The sequence below is a fragment of the Pseudoalteromonas sp. '520P1 No. 423' genome (assembly GCF_001269985.1).
Taxonomy (GTDB): Bacteria; Pseudomonadota; Gammaproteobacteria; order Enterobacterales; family Alteromonadaceae; genus Pseudoalteromonas.
This window is the reverse complement of sequence record NZ_BBZB01000001.1, coordinates 2293958-2315888: the sequence shown is the minus strand read 5'-3', so window position 1 is coordinate 2315888 and position 21931 is coordinate 2293958. Positions and strand designations below refer to the sequence as shown.

Below are 21931 nucleotides of genomic sequence, written 5' to 3'. Positions count from 1 at the left end.
ATAAATAGGAAATTAAAAAGCCATCTTACGATGGCTTTTAAAAGAATTATTGCTCGTTCTATTTATTTTTAATTCGTTCTTCCCAGAAATCTGCTTTTTCTATTCCTAAAGCTTTAGGATCGAATGTATAAGTTTCTACACCTGCTTTTCTTTGTGCTTCATAATCCTTAAGCGCTTTAATTGCAGGCTTTGCCATAAAGAAGATAATTAGAATACCGATTATATTTAACCATGCCATCATACCTACGCCAATATCGCCTAGTGCCCAAGCTAAATCAGCTGCTTTAACCGTACCGTAGAAAGTAGCAAGCATAATTAAAACTTTTAAAGCAAACGTTAAGCCCGGAAGTTTTAAAGTGCGTTTAATATAATAAACATTGTTTTCTGCAATAAAGTAATAAGCCAATATTGTAGTGAAAGCAAAGAAGAATAGCGCTAGTGCGATAAATGGCTTACCCACACCTGTAAAGACACTTTCAACGGCAATTTGTGTATAAGCGGGGCTATTTGCAGCAACATCAGCTGCTACATTTTGAATAATAAATGTTTCTTCAGCGCCTGGCACATGCACGTTATACATACCTGTGATAAGGATCATAAATGCTGTCGCTGAACAGACAAAAATTGTATCTATATATACAGAGAAAGCTTGAACTAAACCTTGTTGTGCTGGGTGCTCTACTTCTGCGGCAGCAGCTGCGTGAGGGCCTGTCCCTTGACCTGCTTCATTAGAGTAAACACCGCGTTTTACACCCCAACCAATCGCAGCACCAACACCAGCCATAGGCGTAAATGCATCTCCAATTATTAACATAAAGATTTCTGGAACTCGGTCTATATTTAATACAATAATTACAACTGAAATAATGATGTAAGCCAAAGCCATAAATGGTACAACTACTTGTGTAAAGTTTGCAATACGTTTAACACCACCAAAAATGATAAAACCTAGTAACATTACAATACCAGTAGCGACATATACTTTTACCATGCTCACTGAACCTAGCGCGGTGTCTATTGTGCTACCTTGACCAAAGACTTGAACAACAGCTTCACCAATACCATTAGACTGTACCATAGGCAAAAGCAATCCAGTTGCTATAATAGTTGCGATTGCAAAGAACCAAGCATACCATTTTTGCCCCATCGCTTTTTCAATATAATAAGCTGGACCACCACGGTATTGACCGTCTGTTTCTTCTTTATAAATTTGGGCAAGTGTTGATTCGATGTATGCAGTAGAAGATCCTAAAAACGCAACCACCCACATCCAAAATACGGCACCTGGGCCACCAAAACCAATTGCTGCTGCAACACCTGCAATGTTACCCGTACCAACACGGCCAGATAATGAGACCGCTAAAGCTTGAAAAGAAGAGATCCCCTTTTCTGAACTTTTACCAGACAATAACAAGCGGAACATTTCTTTGAATAATCTCAATTGCACAAAACGTGTCATAACAGAGAAAAATAAACCAGTGCCTAGGCATAGATAAATTAAAACCGGGCTCCAGATAATACTATTTAAAAAAGTGACTATTTCTTGCACTTGTATACTCCGTTTTTATTATAATTATGTTAATTGCGGGTAAAGTATCACACCCAGTTAGGTGTGATCAATAAACGAGATGACATCTCTGATAAATGAGATAAATTAAAATTTAGATAAAAAAAAAGCTGTTCAATTAATTGAACAGCATTTATATCTTATTTACTATCTATCTTGGTAAGCTTGGGTGAGTAACTTCAGCCATATCACGCATTACACGTACTACCTGACAGCTATAACCAAACTCATTATCATACCAAACGTAAAGTACTACACGTTTACCATCAACAATTGTTGCTTGTGAATCTACAACTCCTGCGTAACGGCTGCCAACTAAATCTGTAGAAACGATTTCAGTTGAAGCAGTGTAATCAATCTGATCACGTAGATCAGAGTAAAGTGCTGTTTCACGTAAATATTCATTTAGCTCTTCAACCGTTGTTTCATTTTTAAGGTTGATGTTTAAAATAGCCATTGAAACATTAGGTGTAGGTACACGGATAGCATTACCCGTTAATTTACCTTCTAATTCAGGTAAAGCTTTTGATACTGCTTTTGCAGCACCGGTAGATGTAATTACCATATTTAATGCAGCAGCACGTCCTCGACGCTCAGCTGAATGATAATTATCAATTAGGTTTTGATCATTTGTGTAAGAGTGAACCGTTTCAACATGACCGTTTTCAATACCAAACTTGTCATTTAATGCTTTTAAAGTTGGAGTGATAGCATTTGTTGTACAGCTTGCTGCTGATACTATTTTATCTTCATTTAAGATATCTTTGTTATTTACGCCGTAAACAACATTTTTAATAGCGCCTTTAGCAGGAGCTGTTAATAATACTTTTGAAGTACCTTTAGATTTAAGGTGTAGACCTAGGCCATCTTCATCTTTCCAGATACCTGTATTATCAACAACTAATGCGTTTTCAATACCGTATGCGGTGTAATCCACTTCACCTGGTGAATTTGCATAAATTACTTGAATGTAAGCGCCGTTAGCTTTGATTACTTTTAATTCTTCATCAACAGTTATTGAACCATTAAAAGGACCGTGGATTGAATCACGACGCAGTAAACTTGCACGTTTTTCTAAATCACCTTTACGGCCACCACGTACAACAATTGCACGTAAATTTAAGTTAGCGTGAGGACCACCTTGCTCAATTAATAAACGCGCTAATAAGCGACCAATACGGCCAAAACCATAAAGTACAACGTCACGTGGTTTTTCGTTGTGAGAAGTTTCATTGATTTCAGTTAATTCGTCAGTTAGGTATTGTTCAATAGAGCGTCCTGCCGCTACATTTTTATAAATATATGCATAAGCTAATTTACCGATATCGATTCTAGCTGATGCTAAATCCATTTTGCTGATAGCTTCTAGGAATGGAAAGCTTTCACGTAAACGAAGCTTATTTTCTTCAAACTGAGCAACTGTTTTATGTGCTTTAATCACGTCAATTGTACTAGCGCTAACTAGTGGACGACCATATACGGCAATTTCTATGCCTGATTTACGGTAAAGTTTACCTATGATTGGCTGCATGCTTTCAGCGTAATCTTGGCGTTCCTGCCAACTATTCTGATAATCTTGTTCGTGAGATGAAGTCATTTTTTCTGCCTAATATAAACAAATTTTGAACGGATTGCCCCTATGGGCGCGCATATTATAATTGAAAATTCATTTTTTCTCTAGCCCTGTCATCATTGATTTGATTACGCTAAACTAAATGCATAAAACAAATAAGGGAATTACAATTAGGATGAAGATCAAATACGCATTAATTTTTGCACCGTTATTGCTAATTGGTTGCGAAAGGCAAATAACAGTGCGTGAAGTATGTGATGTAAATGAAAGCTTTTGTAGTGACTTAAATACTGATGGACACTGTAATGCAATTCGCTCTGAAGTCATTGTTAAACGCCATTTAGAAAATAAAGACCCATCAGATGAAAACAAATATAATTTGTTGCTAGATTTTGAAGAATACTCCAGTTGTATACATTTAGCGTCCCAAATTGAACATATTAAATTAAAAGAAAAGAAAAACTCGCGAATAAAAGGCTATATGACCAGCTTAAGAGAAATAAAGCGCCTTATTGCTGAAACAAAAGATACCTCCCATCCGGGCATACTCTATTATCAATGGTCTCAAACAAATGATGAAGCAGCTTTAAATAAGTTTTTGAGTTTAGAAAACACTGAGTCAATGAAAAATACCCAAATGCAATTTTTATTAGCGACCTATTATATTAAATTTGATTTAGAAAAAACCGTAAATTTATTATACCGTGCTTTAGAACTAAATCCCGAACATGGCACTCCAAACAATGAAATTTATAAAACGCTAGTGAATATATTTTATAAACAAAAAAAGTATAAACATGCTTATATTTGGGCCTTGATAGCAAAAGAGTCCTGTATTGAAAATATTGAGATTACACCGTTAGAACATATGTTGGAGACACAAGGAAAGTCTTTAGGCAATTTAGAGAAACTAGCCAATAAGACACTAGAGCAAATAGAGAGTGGTACTTTTTTCTCTCCTAGGTAATTTTAACTTTAAGAATTTAACCCAATAAAAAAGGTAGCTAATAGCTACCTTTTTTACTTTTGAAACACACAATTACTTATTGCTAGTTCCAACTTCTACCCTTGTTTTGAGCTTTTGCCCAGGGCGGAAGGTTACAACACGACGAGCCGCAATAGGAATATCTTCACCCGTTTTAGGGTTTCTACCCGGTCGTTCACTTTTATCACGAAGATCAAAGTTGCCGAAACCTGAAAGCTTAATTTGTTCACCATTCTCTAGAGCAGAGCGAATTTTCTCAAAAAAAGTTTCAACTATTTCTTTGGCATCTTTCTTATTGATCCCCAATTTTACAAAAAGGTGTTCTGCTATGTCGGCTTTTGTAAGCGCCATATTTAGTCCCTCAAGGAAGCATTAAATTTTTCGGCCAATGAGGCCACCACTTGGTCAACCACTAAGTTGATATCTTTCTCTTCAAGAGTCCGCTCAACATTTTGTAGTGTTAGGGCAATTGCAAGACTCTTATAACCAGAGTCAATTCCTTTCCCCTTGTACACATCGAACAAGTTTAGCTCAACCAGTTGATTTCCGCCAACATTTTCTATCATTGTTAGAATTTCACCTGAATTTACCTCTTCTTTGACTACAATTGCGATATCTCGGCGGTTCGCAGGGAACTTTGAGATGTCTTGAGCCAATGGTAATTTACGCGTTTCTAACCCTAACATTTCGATTTCAAAGACAAAAGTTTGGTTATTGATATCTAGTTTAGTTTGAATTTGTGGATGTAGGGCACCTAAAAATCCAACTTTTTTATTATTTCTGTAAATCGCTGCTGATTGGCCTGGATGTAACCCTTCAACTTGCTCAGCTTTGATCTCAAACGATGATTTATCCGCTGTTAATGCTAATAGCGATTCAACATCACCTTTAAGGTCAAAAAAGTCAACTGAACGTGTTGCAATATCCCAATGTTCACCAACTGTTGAACCTGAGATAACACCACTGATCACCGGCGTTTGCAATACGCCATTTTCAGCACTTACATCTTTTATAAATTTTAAGCCATGTTCAAACAAACGAATACGCGCTTGTTGACGATTTTGGTTATAAACTTGAGATGATAATAAGCCAGGAAGCATACTGACACGCATCACTGACATTTCGATTGAAATTGGATGTGGTAATACAAGCGGATCTGCACTTGGGTGTAAGATACTTTGTACCTTAGGATCTACAAAGCTATATGTGATTGCTTCTTGATAACCTAATGTTACTAAAGTGTTTCTTACTTTATTCGTACTTAAATCAGCTTCATTATGACGTGTCATTTTTAATGCTGCTTTTGGTGCAACATTTGGGATATTATTATATCCGTAAACACGTGCTACTTCTTCTATTAAGTCTTCTTCTATGCTTATATCGAATCTGTAACTCGGAATATCCGCTTGCCACTGTTCATTATCAAATGAAACAGTTAAACCTAAACGAGTTAGGATATCAGTTACTTGCTCTTGAGAAATAACATGACCAATTACTTTATTTAAACGTGATTGACGTAAAGTAACTGTTTTTGACTTTGGTAGTTTTTCATTTGCAACAGCTTCAACAACTGGCCCTGCAGCACCACCAACAACATCTAATAAAAGCGCTGTTGCACGTTCTATAGCGTCATGCTGCAATTGATGATCAACACCACGTTCGTAGCGATGTGATGCATCAGTGTGCAAACCGTACTTACGTGCTTGACCAGCTATTGCAAGCGGGCTGAAAAATGCACTTTCTAATAAGATATCTTTAGTTTCTGTTGTTACACCAGATTTTTCGCCACCAAAAATGCCAGCCATAGCTAATGATTTTTCGTGATCCGCGATCACTAAAGTAGATACATCTAACTTAACTGTATTACCATCTAGTAATACTAGTTCTTCGTTTTGCTCAGCACTGCGAACTTTGATACCGCCTTTAATTGATGCTAAGTCAAACGCGTGCATAGGATGACCAAGTTCTAGCAATACGTAATTTGTTACATCTACGATTGCATCAATTGAACGAATGCCACTTCTACGTAATTTTTCAACCATCCATAATGGTGTTTGCGCATCTAGATTAACATTCTTAATCACACGACCTAAATAACGTGGACAAGCATCAGAATTTACAAGTTCAATATCAATTATATCGTCTATTGTTGGTACAACCGGTTCGATAACTAATTCTTGAACGTCAAGGCTATTTAATACACCGACTTCTCGGGCAATACCTTTAAGCCCAAGACAATCACTTCTGTTAGCCGTTAAATCAACATCAATAATTTTATCATCAAGGTCGAAGTATTCACGGATATCTTGGCCGATAGCAACATCTTGTGGTAATTCAAGAATTCCATCTGAACTTTCGCTCATACCTAATTCTTCAAAAGCACATAACATGCCCATAGAAGGTTGACCACGTAGTTTCGCTTTTTTGATTTTAAAGTTACCAGGAAGGATTGCGCCTACTTTTGCTACAGCTACTTTAAGACCAACACGACAATTTGCTGCACCACATACGATATCTAAAGGTTCCGCTTCACCAACATTTACTTTTGTAACTTTTAACTTATCAGCATCTGGGTGCTGCTCAGCTGAAATCACTTCACCGATAACAACACCAGTGAAATCACCTGCAACAGGATCAATACCATCAACTTCTAGTCCAGCCATTGAAAGTTGTTCCGATAGAGCATTGGTATCCATATTTGGACTAACCCATTCTCTTAACCACTTTTCACTAAATTTCATCTATTTTTCTCTCTTTTTGGTTAAGAAATTCTAACGGAATTGATTTAAGAATTTTAAATCGTTTTCAAAGAATGCACGTAAATCATTTACGCCATAACGCAGCATAGTTAAACGCTCAACACCCATGCCAAAAGCAAAACCGGTGTATTTTTCTGGATCGATACCAACTGAACGTAAAACATTTGGGTGAACCATGCCACAACCCAATACTTCTAACCACTTACCATTTTTGCCCATTACATCAACTTCAGCCGATGGTTCTGTAAATGGGAAGTAAGAAGGTCTAAAACGAATTTCCATGTCTTCTTCGAAAAAGTTTCTTAAGAAGTCATGTAAAATACCTTTTAATTCGGTAAAACTCACATCAGTATCAACCATCAAACCTTCAACTTGATGGAACATAGGAGTATGTGTTTGGTCGTAATCATTACGGTAAACTTTACCTGGAGAAATAATACGTAAAGGTGGTTTTTCATTTTCCATAGTACGGATCTGAACACCACTTGTTTGTGTACGTAATACTAATTTAGGGTTAAAATAAAAAGTATCATGATCAGCACGCGCCGGATGGTGCTCTGGAATATTCAAAGCATCAAAGTTATGAAAATCATCTTCAATTTCAGGGCCTGACTTCACTTCAAAACCAAGCTCACCAAAAAAGCTTTCAATACGTTGTATTGTACGTGTTACTGGATGCAGACCTGCTATAGGCATTGCTCTACCAGGTAGCGTCACATCAATCGTTTCAGCAGCTAGTTTAGCTTCTAAAGCAGCTGAAACTAATTGCTCACGTTTTTCATTAATTTTTTCCTGAACTTCTTGTTTTGCTTGGTTAATAACTTGACCAGCATTTTTACGTTCAGCAGGGTCCATTTTACCTAAACTTTTAAGTAAACTGGTGATATCACCTTTTTTACCTAGGTAATTTACGCGCGCATCTTCTAAATGGGCGATTTCACTTGCATTCTCAACCGCACTCAGCGCTTGAGATAAGATATTTTCTAAATTCATTAGACTTTGATCTCTTTAAAGAGGCAGATATTTTTTCAGGGCAATATGATAACTGATATTAGCAAGAAGATGCTAGCTTAGAGCATAAAAACTATAAGTTAAGTGTTGTTTTTATAAAAGGAATGGTAATTTTTCGTTGTTGAACGATTGAGGCATGATCTAATTTATTTAAAACTTCTACTAAAGCACGCATATCCCGACTTAATCTTGTTAATAGAAATCTCGCACATTCTAAAGATAATTCAAGTCCACGCATTTTGGCTCTTTTAACAAGAGCTTCAGCTTTATCATCATCACTCATAGATCGGATTTGAAATGTGGTGCCCCATTTTAGACGAGACTCTAAATCAGGCAATGCAATATTTAGCATGTCTGGCAGTAAATCTGCAGCAAAAATTAAAACTTTGCCACTTTCATTAAAACGATTATAAAAATTAAAAAGTGCTTTTTCCCATTTTGGTTTTTGAGCAACAAGCTGTAAGTCATCGATACATAAAACATCCATGGACTCTAGACCAAAAAGAAGATCTGGCGATAGATCAATTATATCACTCATTGTCAGTAAAATAGTTGATAGACCAAGTTCCTGCGCTTTAACACAACTAGCATACAATAAATGTGATTTACCTGATTCAGCTAAGCCACATAAATAAGTAAATTGAAATTTATTATCTTGCTTTGATTTTTCAAGAACAGATTCTAAATGTATTACTACCTGTGAGTTTTCCCCCCCAAAGTAACTCGAGAAAGTTTCATCGTCGGGTAAAGTAACGGGTAAGGCCATTTGCATTGGTTCAATAGTCATTATTGTAAACCAACCCAGCGATAAGAATTTTTAGGGTTTTCTTTAACAGAAGCCAAAGGATCAAATAATTTAACAAATGAGCTATCTAGCTCAAGTGCTTTAGCGAGATCTAAAGGGCTCCCTGAGAGCCTTAGTTGCATATGAAACTTGTTATCTTTGACAACTTTAAGTAATACAGAGTCAACGACAGAAAAACTTAATAATTGTCTTTTAGCTAACTCAACATTTGTGAAACTATTTAACCCAGTTAATGTTATATCAAAAAGGCCATTTACATTAAAACTCAAAGCTTCTACTGCATATTGAATTGCGATTTTGTCTGAAACATCATCAATCATTTGACCAACGATGTGTTGTTTGTCACCTACAAGTTCATTTAAGGAAAACTGAGACGCATCACTAAAACGCCAGTCGAGTTTCCATAAATTATTATCAACATCTTGATATAGTCTTGCTGTTACAATTCTTTCTGAATTATATTTTTCTGATGCTTTAATAATAGGATCGGAGAAGTTTGCCCAAACATCTGTAACAGATACCAATTGTCTGTCTTCTAGGTCAAGTAAAGGTATGACAATTGGCAGTCCACGCCTTGATGCCTTATCAATCAGTAACTGCTCTAATTGAGGATAACTCTCTTGTGTAACTAATTCGCGTCGATATTCATCTTCTGTGGCGAGCCACAATGCAACTAAAGGTCTTCGATTACCCCAAATTGGTAACTTTTCAGATTCTAGCAGTTTATCTACCTTGCTCGCTTCAAATTGCACAACCAAAAATTGTTGATCATTATTCCCGTCAAAATATTCATATTTAAGCATATAAGAAGGAATATTTCGCTTTGCTTTCCTAATTGAACTGCTTGTCATATCAATATTTTGACCACTGACCTTTAAAAGTACCTTGCCTAAAGCATCTTTACTTGCAGCTAAACGAGATGTTCTTGTTTTGTCGTTAACTAAGATTTTATATTGATACAGATCTTGTACTTCTACCCCTTTAGAGATAGAAGTAAAAAATATTAGAAATATAATTAGTAGAGTTTTATACACAGAAATCAAAGTTATAATTCAAAGACAATTAGATCCTAAAGCAAACAAACCAACAAATCAAAAGTATTTTTAAAGGCAATACTTTGAAGGAACAGCAAATGCTGAAAGCTTTAGGAAAGCTTTAGGAAAGCTCAGGGTATATGATGATTAAAATGACTGTTTTATAAAAATGACAATTCTTAAAATATAAAAGATACATTTCTGTATCGGCTTTCTTGTGATTATGAGAGTGGAGCCTGATGTATTGGCATCTTTAGCCTGAATAATATTAGACGCTAAAACGCAAAAATCCCAACTCAATGAGTTGGGATTTTTACTGAAATTATGAGGGTAAGCCTGGCGATGCCAGCTAACACAATATTTATAAATTATAAAAAGCAAAAAAGCCGATACATTTCTGTATCGGCTTTCTTGTGATTATGAGAGTGGAGCCTGATGTATTGGCATCTTTAGACTGAATAATATTAGACGCTAAAACGCAAAAATCCCAACTCAATGAGTTGGGATTTTTACTAATTAGGAGCCTGGCGATGTCCTACTTTCACATGGGAAACCCCACACTATCATCGGCGCTGTTTCGTTTCACTTCTGAGTTCGGCATGGGATCAGGTGGGTCCAAAACGCTATTGTCACCAAGCAAAATTTGTCTGGAACAATTTTTAACGCACTTTAGTGCGCCCCGCTAGGGTAAATTACATGGATGTAATTTATAAAATCATTCCTAATTCGCTTTGTTCTTGTTTTATTTAATAAATTCGGTCTGCTGATACAGATATCATAAAAGTATTCTACTTTAGTTAACACCAACTTCTTGCTTGTTTCTATCACACACAAAACCACTTTGGCGTTGTATGGTTAAGCCTCACGGGTAATTAGTACAAGTTAGCTCAAGGCCTCACAACCCTTACACACCTTGCCTATCAACGTTGTAGTCTCCAACGGCCCTTCAGAGTGCTTATAGCACTAGTGAGAAATCATCTCGAGGCCTGCTTCGCGCTTAGATGCTTTCAGCGCTTATCAGTTCCGAACGTAGCTACCGGGCAATGCCATTGGCATGACAACCCGAACACCAGCGGTTCGTTCACTCCGGTCCTCTCGTACTAGGAGCAACCCCTCTCAATTCTCAAACGCCCACGGCAGATAGGGACCGAACTGTCTCACGACGTTCTAAACCCAGCTCGCGTACCACTTTAAATGGCGAACAGCCATACCCTTGGGACCGACTTCAGCCCCAGGATGTGATGAGCCGACATCGAGGTGCCAAACACCGCCGTCGATATGAACTCTTGGGCGGTATCAGCCTGTTATCCCCGGAGTACCTTTTATCCGTTGAGCGATGGCCCTTCCATTCAGAACCACCGGATCACTATGACCTACTTTCGTACCTGCTCGACGTGTCTGTCTCGCAGTTAAGCTTGCTTCTACCATTACACTAACCGTACGATGTCCGACCGTACTTAGCAAACCTTCGTGCTCCTCCGTTACTCTTTGGGAGGAGACCGCCCCAGTCAAACTACCCACCAGGCACTGTCCGCAATCCCGCTTAGGGACCTACGTTAGAACATCAAAACTACAAGGGTGGTATTTCAAGGACGACTCCATAACATCTAGCGACGCTACTTCAAAGTCTCCCACCTATCCTACACATGTAGGTTCAATGTTCAGTGCCAAGCTGTAGTAAAGGTTCACGGGGTCTTTCCGTCTAGCCGCGGGTACACAGCATCTTCACTGCGATTTCAATTTCACTGAGTCTCGGGTGGAGACAGCGTGGCCATGGTTACACCATTCGTGCAGGTCGGAACTTACCCGACAAGGAATTTCGCTACCTTAGGACCGTTATAGTTACGGCCGCCGTTTACCGGGGCTTCGATCAAGAGCTTCTCCGAAGATAACCCCATCAATTAACCTTCCGGCACCGGGCAGGTGTCACACCGTATACGTCATCTTTCGATTTTGCACAGTGCTGTGTTTTTAATAAACAGTCCCAGCCACCTAGTTTCTGAGACCAACTTCAGCTCCACACGTAAAGCGCTTCACCTAATGTTGGCGTACCTTCTCCCGAAGTTACGGTACAATTTTGCCTAGTTCCTTCACCCGAGTTCTCTCAAGCGCCTTAGTATTCTCTACCTGACCACCTGTGTCGGTTTGGGGTACGATTCATTATGAACTGAAGCTTAGAGGCTTTTCCTGGAAGTATGGCACCAACAACTTCATCACCGTAGTGACTCGTCTCGTGTCTCAGCCTTAATGACAACCCGGATTTACCTAAGTCATCAGCCTACGCACTTTCACATGGACAACCAACGCCATGCTTGTTTAGCCTGCTCCGTCCCCCCTTCGCATTCATAATAAGTACGGGAATATTAACCCGTTTCCCATCGACTACGCCTTTCGGCCTCGCCTTAGGAGTCGACTCACCCTACCCTGATTAACATGGGATAGGAACCCTTGGTCTTCCGGCGTGGGGGTTTTTCACCCCCATTATCGTTACTCATGTCAGCATTCGCACTTCTGATACCTCCAGCATACCTCCCGGTACACCTTCAACGGCTTACAGAACGCTCCCCTACCCCGCATACAAAGTACGCAGGCGCATCTTCGGTGGTATGTTTAGCCCCGTTACATCTTCCGCGCAGACCGACTCGACCAGTGAGCTATTACGCTTTCTTTAAAGGGTGGCTGCTTCTAAGCCAACCTCCTGGCTGTCTGGGCCTTTCCACATCGTTTCCCACTTAACATACACTTTGGGACCTTAGATGGCGCTCTGGGTTGTTTCCCTCTTCACGACGGACGTTAGCACCCGCCGTGTGTCTCCCGGATATTACTTAACGGTATTCGGAGTTTGCATGGGGTTGGTAAGTCGGGATGACCCCCTAGCCCAAACAGTGCTCTACCCCCGTCAGTATTCATCCGAGGCTCTACCTAAATAGATTTCGGGGAGAACCAGCTATCTCCCGGTTTGATTAGCCTTTCACTCCTAGCCACAAGTCATCCCCTCACTTTTCAACGTAAGTGGGTTCGGTCCTCCAGTTGATGTTACTCAACCTTCAACCTGCCCATGGCTAGATCACCGGGTTTCGGGTCTATACCCTGCAACTAGTCGCCCAGTTAAGACTCGGTTTCCCTACGGCTCCCCTATTCGGTTAACCTCGCTACAAAATATAAGTCGCTGACCCATTATACAAAAGGTACGCAGTCACAAAGCAAAGCTTTGCTCCTACTGCTTGTACGTACACGGTTTCAGGTTCTATTTCACTCCCCTCACAGGGGTTCTTTTCGCCTTTCCCTCACGGTACTGGTTCACTATCGGTCAGTTGGGAGTATTTAGCCTTGGAGGATGGTCCCCCCATATTCAGTCAGGATATCACGTGTCCCGACCTACTCGATTTCACTTTATATAAGTTTTCATATACAGGACTATCACCTTGTATCGTTGCACTTTCCAGAGCATTCTACTAACTACAATAAAGCTTAAGGGCTGTTTCGATTTCGCTCGCCGCTACTTTCGAAATCTCGGTTGATTTCTGTTCCTACGGGTACTTAGATGTTTCAGTTCTCCGCGTTCGCCTCGTTAACCTATGTATTCAGTTAACGATACCTATAAATAGGTGGGTTTCCCCATTCGGAAATCTAAGTCTCAAGTGCTTTTTACTAGCTCGACTTAGCTTATCGCAAGTTAATACGTCCTTCATCGCCTCCAACTGCCAAGGCATCCACCGTGTACGCTTATTCACTTAACCATACAACCCAAAATAGTCTTACAACTACAATGTGCTGTATTATTTCGTGACAGTTAACTTCGCCAGAAGTTAATGTTTTGAATACTAAAGTAGATGCCAATCACTAATTACTTATAAATAAGTAAACAATAAATTGGCAAGAATGCATCACCATATAACATGGCTATCATTCGTTTCTTTTACTTTTTGAAAACTCTTAATAAATGTTTAATAAACATTTATTAGAATTTTTATATCAGCTTTCCAAATTTTTAAAGAGCATGAGAAAAACTTCTCATAAGTAACCAAGCTTGTAAAAGCATGTTTATTTATGAAAAGTACTTAGAAGTGGTGGAGCTATGCGGGATCGAACCGCAGACCTCCTGCGTGCAAGGCAGGCGCTCTCCCAGCTGAGCTATAACCCCACTAAAAGATCTCAATATTGTGTGCCACTTCGTTGCGAAGAAGTGGTGGGTCTGAGTAGATTTGAACTACCGACCTCACCCTTATCAGGGGTGCGCTCTAACCAGCTGAGCTACAGACCCACAATATTTTTATACATTCTCATTTACGTAATCATCTGTGTGGACACTGGCATGCAAACCAGTTCTTTCGTATAAGGAGGTGATCCAGCCCCAGGTTCCCCTAGGGCTACCTTGTTACGACTTCACCCCAGTCATGAATCACTCCGTGGTGACCGTCCTCTGCAAGCAGTTAGACTAGCCACTTCTGGAGCAACCCACTCCCATGGTGTGACGGGCGGTGTGTACAAGGCCCGGGAACGTATTCACCGCGGCATTCTGATCCGCGATTACTAGCGATTCCGACTTCATGGAGTCGAGTTGCAGACTCCAATCCGGACTACGACAGGCTTTAAGTGATTCGCTTACCCTCGCGAGCTCGCAGCACTCTGTACCTGCCATTGTAGCACGTGTGTAGCCCTACACGTAAGGGCCATGATGACTTGACGTCGTCCCCACCTTCCTCCGGTTTATCACCGGCAGTCTCCCTAGAGTTCTCAGCATTACCTGCTAGCAACTAAGGATAGGGGTTGCGCTCGTTGCGGGACTTAACCCAACATCTCACAACACGAGCTGACGACAGCCATGCAGCACCTGTCTCAGAGTTCCCGAAGGCACAAGTCTATCTCTAGTCTCTTCTCTGGATGTCAAGTGTAGGTAAGGTTCTTCGCGTTGCATCGAATTAAACCACATGCTCCACCGCTTGTGCGGGCCCCCGTCAATTCATTTGAGTTTTAACCTTGCGGCCGTACTCCCCAGGCGGTCTACTTAATGCGTTAGCTTTGGAAAAGTCATCCGAAGATTCCAGCTCCTAGTAGACATCGTTTACGGCGTGGACTACCGGGGTATCTAATCCCGTTTGCTCCCCACGCTTTCGTACATGAGCGTCAGTATTGACCCAGGTGGCTGCCTTCGCCATCGGTATTCCTTCAGATCTCTACGCATTTCACCGCTACACCTGAAATTCTACCACCCTCTATCATACTCTAGTCTGCCAGTTCGAAATGCAGTTCCCAGGTTGAGCCCGGGGCTTTCACATCTCGCTTAACAAACCGCCTGCGTACGCTTTACGCCCAGTAATTCCGATTAACGCTTGCACCCCTCGTATTACCGCGGCTGCTGGCACGAAGTTAGCCGGTGCTTCTTCTGCGAGTAACGTCACAGCTATAGTCTATTAAACTATAACCTTTCCTCCTCGCTGAAAGTGCTTTACAACCCTAGGGCCTTCTTCACACACGCGGCATGGCTGCATCAGGCTTGCGCCCATTGTGCAATATTCCCCACTGCTGCCTCCCGTAGGAGTCTGGACCGTGTCTCAGTTCCAGTGTGGCTGATCATCCTCTCAAACCAGCTAGGGATCGTTGCCTTGGTGAGCCTTTACCTCAACCAACTAGCTAATCCCACTTGGGCTAATCTTTAGGCGTGAGGCCCGAAGGTCCCCCACTTTGGTCCGTAGACATCATGCGGTATTAGCAGTCGTTTCCAACTGTTGTCCCCCACCTAAAGGCATATTCCCAAGCATTACTCACCCGTCCGCCGCTCGTCAGCAGATAGCAAGCTATCTCTGTTACCGCTCGACTTGCATGTGTTAGGCCTGCCGCCAGCGTTCAATCTGAGCCATGATCAAACTCTTCAATTAAAAAGTTTTTTGTCTTTGTCTATAAAATAGATGAGACAGCTCAATGAATTCTGTTTTTGATATTAAATTTAACAAAGTTAAACTTAACGTCGCATATGACTGTGTAGTCACTCGCTCTTTCCTAAAAGGATTAAGTGAACAGATTTTAATGAGACTCTAATTTTGTGTCACTTCAAAAAGTGACTTTAGAACTCAATCTGCAAGAGTGCCCACACAGATGATTACTTATTGTTAAAGAACGTTGCTTTGAAGCTATGCTTCGAAGCGGAGGTGCATAATACACCTTAAAAATTTTGAGTCAATGGTTAATTTAAAATTAATATTTAACTTTAAATCTGATTCAAAATTTTTTGAGATAAATCTCAATCAAACATCATTCGATATCGCTACATCCCTTTAGTCTCTAACTTAAAGTCTGTTGCTTGCCGTCTGTGTCGGTGGAGGCGCAGTATAGAGAGATTCTATTTCAGCGCAAGTGTTTTTTTATCTTTTTTCAATTTAAAACTTCACAGCTCCTTTAACTACAAATTACATACAAGATACTCACAAAATCCTGTGCATAATTTAGTGTAAATGTCTTTCAATAAGGTATTTGCTTCATATAATCATAATTTCTATTTCCTCTACTCTATATAATGCTAATATTCTCTTGATATAAATGTACTCAATATTCAAGAATTAGCTAATTGCTTATTTAAATTTTCTAAATAATGAATTCACGGAATTAATATAAGATGAAAATCATCAGTTTTAATATAAACGGCTTGCGTGCTCGCCTTCATCAATTACAAGCAATCATAGATAAACATCAACCAGACATCATCGGTTTGCAAGAAATAAAGGTTCATAATGCTGCTTTTCCCGTAGCTGACGTTGAAGCTATGGGCTATCACGTTTATTTTCATGGTCAAAAAGCGCATTACGGTGTTGCTATGTTATGTAAAAAAGAAGCTGATGTAGTTCAAATGGGCTTCCCGACTGATGACGACGAAGCTCAAAAACGTATGATCATGGTTACCACAACAAACAATGCAGGTGAAAAAGTTACTGTATTAAATGGCTATTTCCCTCAAGGAGATAATATTAGCCATGAAACTAAGTTTCCATATAAGAGACAATTTTATACAGATCTGATGGGCTATTTAAATGAACATCATACTAGTGATGAAAATATTGTTGTTATGGGCGATATTAATATCTCTCCTACAGACTTAGATATCGGTATTGGTGAACCAAACGCAAAACGTTGGTTAAAAACAGGTAAGTGTTCATTCCAACCTGAAGAAAGGCAGTGGTTAGCAACATTGATGGATTGGGGCTTCAAAGATACTTTTAGAGAGCAAAATCCTGATGTATCTGACCGCTACTCTTGGTTTGATTATCGTTCAAAAGGTTTTGTTGATAATCGGGGTTTAAGAATTGATGTTGTATTGGCTACTAATTCATTAGCACAACAGTGTATTGATACAGGTATTGATTATGAATTAAGAGGTATTGAAAAGCCATCTGATCACGCACCAATTTGGTCAGAGTTTAAATAATATGTCTTTAGATTATATTTGCCCTATTTGCTCTTTGGCGCTGACATTAAACGATCGTACTCTCAAGTGTGGTAAAAATCATAGTTTTGACTTTGCTAAAGAGGGATATGTAAACCTGTTACCTGTACAAAATAAAAAAAGTAAAGATCCTGGCGATAATCTTGAGATGGTACAAGCACGTCGCAACTTTTTAGCTAAAGGTCACTATGCTTTTTTACAAAGTGCAGTTGCACAAAAAGTTAAAGACTTAGGCACTGAAAAGACAATCATCGATTTTGGCTGCGGTGAAGGATTTTATACGCATGCTCTACAGAAGTCAGCACTCAATAGTAAAGTTTATGGCATAGATATCTCAAAACCTGCTGTAAAATATGCAGCAAAACGCTACCCTGACTGCCACTTTAGTGTTGCTTCCATCGCACAAGCTCCTTTTAATGATTTGCAAGCTGATGCCATAGTCAGTATTTTTGCACCATTATTTGATGATGAATTATCGCGTTTATGTAAAGATAAACTCATTGTTGCTAGCCCTGGACCGAAACATCTTTTTGAACTTAAACAGCAAATATACCAAGATGTTAATTTACATACGCCAGTTCCGTGCCCAAATGGATTTGAAAGTTTTAGTGAAGAGATTTTAACGGCAACTGTAATACTTGATATTCCTACAGCAAATGATTTAGTTATGATGACACCCTTTGCATGGAAGTTTAGACCTGAGCATTGGCAGGCTTTAGAGCAAAAAAAGAATATTGAAGTCACATTAGAATTTTACTTATCAACATTTAAAAAAATCATTTAGTTTATTTTCATTTTTAACAAAAAGGGCTTCCCTGGGTAAATCAGGAAAGCCTTTTTTAATTGTTAATAGTTGCTTAACTATTTAATAATAAATGAGCATAAATACTTGCTGCATATCCTAGTGCAATAACAGGTGTCCATTTTAAATGACTAAAGAATGTATAATACCCTCTTGCCTGCCCCATTAATGCAACACCTGCAGCTGAGCCAATCGAAAGTAAACTACCGCCAACACCTGCAGTTAAAGTCACAAGTAACCATTGTGAGTGTGGCATTTCTGGTTGCATTGTTAATACCGCAAACATGACCGGAATGTTATCTACAATAGCCGAAAGAATTCCAACCAAAATATTAGCATTGGTAGCACCAAGTTCTCCGTACATAAATTCTGAAATTAAACCTAAGTAACCAATATAACCTAAACCACCAACTGCTAAAATCACACCATAGAAAAAGAATAAGGTGTCCCACTCTGCTTTGGCTATTTTATCAAAGATATCAAAATCATCTGTTCTTGTTCTACCAGCAGGAACGTCTGATGTATTCAACTTACCTTGACCAGATTTTTTAATATAGAAACCAAACAGTTTTAAATAAGCTAAACCTAACATCATGCCAAATACAGGCGGTAAATGTAGGAAGTTATGGAATGATACTGCAGTGATGATAGTTAAAATAAATAAGCCAACTATGGTTAAGCCGCCATTTTTAATTTGAGTCACGTCACCTGTTCCAGTTTTAGGGCTGCCTTTAGGAAGGAAAAATTGCATTATAAACGCAGGGATCACATAGTTAACGATTGATGGAATAAATAACGCGAAAAACTCCGTGAATTGTACTATCCCTTTTTGCCATACCATTAAGGTTGTTATATCGCCAAACGGACTAAATGCACCACCGGCATTAGCACCAACAACAATATTTACACAACTCATGGCAACAAATTTAGGTTCATCTTTACCGACTGCAAGTACAACAGCACACATGATCAGGGCTGTTGTTAAATTATCTGCAATTGGAGAAATAAAGAAAGCAAGGATACCTGTAAGCCAAAACAACGCTCTATAGCTATAACCTTTTAATATTAAAACATCACGTAGCGCATCAAATACATTACGTTCAAGCATTGCATTTATATAAGTCATCGCAACTAATAGGAAAAAGAAAAGTTCAGCGTACTCTAGGAAGTTATGACGAATTGCTACTTCTGCTGAGTGCGGCATACCTTGAGAGTTATAGAAGGCAGCTATCAGAATCCATATAAGACCTGCGGCTAATAAAACTGGCTTTGATTTACGTAAGTGTAGTTTTTCTTCAAGAATTACTAAAGCATATGAAAGTACAAAGATTGCTAGGGCTGTATACCCTATCCAATGTGATGTTAAATCTATGCTATCGCCTCCTCCTGAAGCAAAAGTTGAACCTGAAAAGACAAGTGCGACCAGAGTGATTAAAAGATGTTTCATGTAGTTTAGCGTCCCCAAATGTTGCGATTATAATATCGAGCGATAGCACCAATAATTATGCCCACAGTAGATTGAATCTATGCGGGGTAAAGTAGCACTATTTAACTTATTTTTATTGATTTAAAACAAAAAAACGATACACAGAATGATTATTACGATTTTAAGTTTGTTTTATGATTTAAATTTCACCAATGTTAATTATTTTTCTCTTCTCGTATGTTCGAGTCTCGAAAGTAAGCTTGATGTATCATGGCGACCGCCACCTAATGATTGTACTTCGCTATAGAACTGATCAACTAATGAAGTAACAGGTAAGCTTGATTGATTACTTCTTGCTTCGTTTAATGCTATGCCTAAATCTTTTCTCATCCAATCTACAGCAAATCCGAAATCATACTCACCTTGACACATCGTTTTGTAACGGTTTTCCATTTGCCAAGATCCAGCGGCTCCTTTTGAAATAGTTTCAATCACTTTTTCAGCATCCAGACCTGCGTTGCGTGCAAAGTGTAAGCCTTCTGCTAATCCCTGTACTAAACCTGCAATACAAATTTGATTCACCATCTTGGTTAATTGACCTGAACCAATTGGACCTAATAATTGACTAAATCTCGAGTAGCAGTCCATTACAGGTTGCACTTTATCAAAAATGGCTTGTTCACCACCTGTCATCACAGTTAAAACGCCATTTTCGGCGCCAGCTTGGCCTCCTGAAACAGGTGCATCTAAAAATGAGATCCCTTTGTTTTGTGCCGCTTGTGCAACTTCTCTGGCAACTTCGGCTGATGTCGTAGTATGATCAACTAAAATACTCCCTTGCGCCAAACCCGCAAGCACGCCTGATGATCCCAATGTTACTTCCCGTAAATCATCATCATTACCAACACATACAAAAACAAACTCCGCTTCAAGCGCAGCTTCTGATGGTGTAGATGCCATAGCGCCACCATATTGTTCAACCCACTTTTTTGCTTTGGTTTCAGTTCTATTAAATACAGTTACGTCAAAACCTGCATTTTTCAAATGGCCAGCCATAGGATATCCCATAACACCTAAACCGATAAAAGCGACTTTAGTTGACATTTTTTTACCTTTTTATTAAGCACTTATACGAAAAACCATTTATCTGTTGAAAAAGACAAACGGTTTTAGAATTTCATTAATTAATATTTATTATTTGAATGCTACATTAGCAAAAACTGCGGTCATTAATATTGGACAAACGTAGCGTACATACTGTGCAAACCAATAATGAAGCCCTTTTGAAACCGCTAATAACTTATTACCTTTTTTCCATAACCAGCCAACAGTTATAAAATAAAACAGTCCCATTAATGGCAGCTGATACTGGGTAAATACTTGGATCACTAAACCAAATAGCCAATCAAAATTTAAAATGATGATGCTAGATGCTAAAATAATTATAAGTGTCACTAACCATGTTGCTTTTTTTCTAGAAACGTTTTTATTTTCAACTAAAAAGGCTACTGGGATTTCAGTTGAAGAAATAGTTGAGGTGATAGATGCAATTGACATTAAAACAAAAAAGATAAAACCAATATACAAACCAACTTGGCCCATAGAGCTGAATAATTCTGGTAAAACAGCAAAAATCAACTGCCCTTCACCAATTAGCTTTCCATTTTGAAATACATCTACGCCATGATTTTGAGCCACATATAACGCAGGGATTATTAATAGGCCAGCAAGAAAGGCCACACTGGTATCCAATAAAGCGACCGATAAAGTGAGTTTAGGTAAATTAGCATCAGGTTTGAGATATGAACCATAAATCATCATACAGCCAACACCAAGTGATAACGAGAAAAACGCTTGGCCCATAGCTGCGATTATAAGTTCAGGATCAGTGATCTGATTAAAATCAGGCTTTAAATAGGCACTAAAACCGGCCATCGCACCATCTAACGTAGCAATATAAGCAATAAGTAAAACCAGCAATATTAACAGTAAAGGCATTAATCTGCGCGACCAAGTTTCAATACCCGACTTCACTCCTTTTAGAATGATACTGGCACTTAATACCAGCATGAAAGGTGTGAAAATAAAGTTACGTAGCGTTGAGTCACCTTTTAAAAACTCACTCACTCGCGTAAAGTTAAGTAAAGTTGCTATTGGTTCTAAACTATATGCAAGCATCCAACCAGCTACAATTGAATAAAAACTCAACATAACAATTGCACCTGATAAACCGATATATCCAGCTGCAGCGCCCATGTTTTCTGATTTTTCTTTACATGCTTGTTTTAAGGCCTCGACTGGGTTGGCTTGCGCACTGTGCCCTAAATATAATTCGGTATACAGTGCTGGTAAGGCAAGTAGAAAAATAACAAGAAAATATACCAGTAGAAAAGCACCACCACCATGATTTGCAGCTTGAGTAGGGAAACCCCAAATATTGCCAAGTCCAACAGCTGCGCCGGCCGCTGCCAGTACAAAACCTAAACGACTTTGAAAGCCATCACGTAATTCTGCCATTTTATTATTATCTC

Annotated in this window: 13 protein-coding genes, 2 tRNA genes and 3 rRNA genes; 3 read left to right on the top strand and 15 right to left on the bottom strand. The window is 39.2% G+C overall.

Annotation, left to right across the window (positions count from 1 at the left end; translation table 11 throughout):
* Window positions 1-58 precede the first annotated feature (58 nt).
* Both PSA_RS10605 and PSA_RS10600 read right to left on the bottom strand, forming a co-directional pair.
* The gene (locus tag PSA_RS10605; RefSeq protein ID WP_042151011.1) at window positions 59-1549 is read right to left on the bottom strand and encodes a sodium:alanine symporter family protein; all 1491 of its coding nucleotides are present in this window, start codon (window positions 1547-1549) and stop codon (window positions 59-61) included.
* Between the two features lie 169 nt (window positions 1550-1718).
* Window positions 1719-3164 carry a glyceraldehyde-3-phosphate dehydrogenase gene (locus PSA_RS10600; RefSeq protein ID WP_042151014.1) on the bottom strand — a complete coding sequence of 482 codons (1446 nt, stop codon included), beginning with the start codon at window positions 3162-3164 and terminating at the stop codon, window positions 1719-1721.
* Between the two features lie 151 nt (window positions 3165-3315).
* On the opposite strand from PSA_RS10600, the gene PSA_RS10595 reads away from it, so the two are divergent.
* The gene (locus PSA_RS10595) at window positions 3316-4107 is read left to right on the top strand and encodes a DUF2989 domain-containing protein (RefSeq protein ID WP_042151017.1); all 792 of its coding nucleotides are present in this window, start codon (window positions 3316-3318) and stop codon (window positions 4105-4107) included.
* 72 nt (window positions 4108-4179) lie between these two features.
* Here the strand turns inward: PSA_RS10595 and ihfA are convergent, their stop codons facing one another.
* The 10 genes from ihfA to PSA_RS10545 form a co-directional block, all read right to left on the bottom strand.
* The gene (gene ihfA / locus PSA_RS10590; RefSeq protein ID WP_042151020.1) at window positions 4180-4476 is read right to left on the bottom strand and encodes an integration host factor subunit alpha; all 297 of its coding nucleotides are present in this window, start codon (window positions 4474-4476) and stop codon (window positions 4180-4182) included.
* Window positions 4477-4478: 2 nt separating this feature from the next.
* Entirely contained in the window at window positions 4479-6866 is a 2388-nt protein-coding gene (pheT, locus tag PSA_RS10585; protein WP_042151022.1) for a phenylalanine--tRNA ligase subunit beta, read from the bottom strand.
* A 30-nt stretch (window positions 6867-6896) separates the two neighbouring features.
* Window positions 6897-7877, bottom strand: coding sequence for a phenylalanine--tRNA ligase subunit alpha (pheS, locus tag PSA_RS10580; protein ID WP_042151025.1), 981 nt, complete (start codon window positions 7875-7877; stop codon window positions 6897-6899).
* A gap of 91 nt (window positions 7878-7968) precedes the next feature.
* The gene (gene hda, locus PSA_RS10575) at window positions 7969-8685 is read right to left on the bottom strand and encodes a DnaA regulatory inactivator Hda (RefSeq protein WP_042151030.1); all 717 of its coding nucleotides are present in this window, start codon (window positions 8683-8685) and stop codon (window positions 7969-7971) included.
* Complete coding sequence (locus PSA_RS10570) at window positions 8682-9734, bottom strand: DUF2066 domain-containing protein (RefSeq protein ID WP_042151033.1); 1053 nt, start codon at window positions 9732-9734, stop codon at window positions 8682-8684. The genes hda and PSA_RS10570 overlap by 4 nt, the downstream gene beginning before the upstream one ends.
* A gap of 522 nt (window positions 9735-10256) precedes the next feature.
* Window positions 10257-10371: ribosomal RNA gene (gene rrf / locus PSA_RS10565) — 5S ribosomal RNA — on the bottom strand.
* Between the two features lie 214 nt (window positions 10372-10585).
* Window positions 10586-13474, bottom strand: a 23S ribosomal RNA gene (locus PSA_RS10560).
* 328 nt (window positions 13475-13802) lie between these two features.
* A tRNA-Ala gene (locus PSA_RS10555) sits at window positions 13803-13878 on the bottom strand.
* 43 nt (window positions 13879-13921) lie between these two features.
* A tRNA-Ile gene (locus tag PSA_RS10550) sits at window positions 13922-13998 on the bottom strand.
* Between the two features lie 72 nt (window positions 13999-14070).
* Window positions 14071-15613: ribosomal RNA gene (locus tag PSA_RS10545) — 16S ribosomal RNA — on the bottom strand.
* The 16S, 23S and 5S rRNA genes sit together here with 2 tRNA genes alongside, the layout of an rRNA operon.
* A 734-nt stretch (window positions 15614-16347) precedes the next feature.
* Between PSA_RS10545 and xthA the strand changes: the two genes are divergently transcribed.
* Together xthA and rlmA are read left to right on the top strand one after the other, a co-directional pair.
* Window positions 16348-17154 (top strand): exodeoxyribonuclease III, encoded by an 807-nt coding sequence (gene xthA / locus PSA_RS10540; RefSeq protein WP_042145190.1) that lies wholly within the window; start codon window positions 16348-16350, stop codon window positions 17152-17154.
* A 1-nt stretch (window position 17155) separates the two neighbouring features.
* The gene (gene rlmA, locus PSA_RS10535) at window positions 17156-17956 is read left to right on the top strand and encodes a 23S rRNA (guanine(745)-N(1))-methyltransferase (protein WP_042145189.1); all 801 of its coding nucleotides are present in this window, start codon (window positions 17156-17158) and stop codon (window positions 17954-17956) included.
* 73 nt (window positions 17957-18029) lie between these two features.
* Here the strand turns inward: rlmA and nhaD are convergent, their stop codons facing one another.
* From nhaD to PSA_RS10520, 3 genes are all read right to left on the bottom strand, one after another.
* Window positions 18030-19421: a sodium:proton antiporter NhaD gene (gene nhaD, locus PSA_RS10530; RefSeq protein WP_042145187.1), complete on the bottom strand. Its 1392-nt coding sequence runs from the start codon at window positions 19419-19421 to the stop codon at window positions 18030-18032.
* Window positions 19422-19619: 198 nt separating this feature from the next.
* The gene (locus tag PSA_RS10525; protein WP_042145184.1) at window positions 19620-20504 is read right to left on the bottom strand and encodes an NAD(P)-dependent oxidoreductase; all 885 of its coding nucleotides are present in this window, start codon (window positions 20502-20504) and stop codon (window positions 19620-19622) included.
* A 90-nt stretch (window positions 20505-20594) separates the two neighbouring features.
* Window positions 20595-21917, bottom strand: coding sequence for a sodium-dependent transporter (locus PSA_RS10520; RefSeq protein WP_042145182.1), 1323 nt, complete (start codon window positions 21915-21917; stop codon window positions 20595-20597).
* Window positions 21918-21931: the final 14 nt, after the last annotated feature.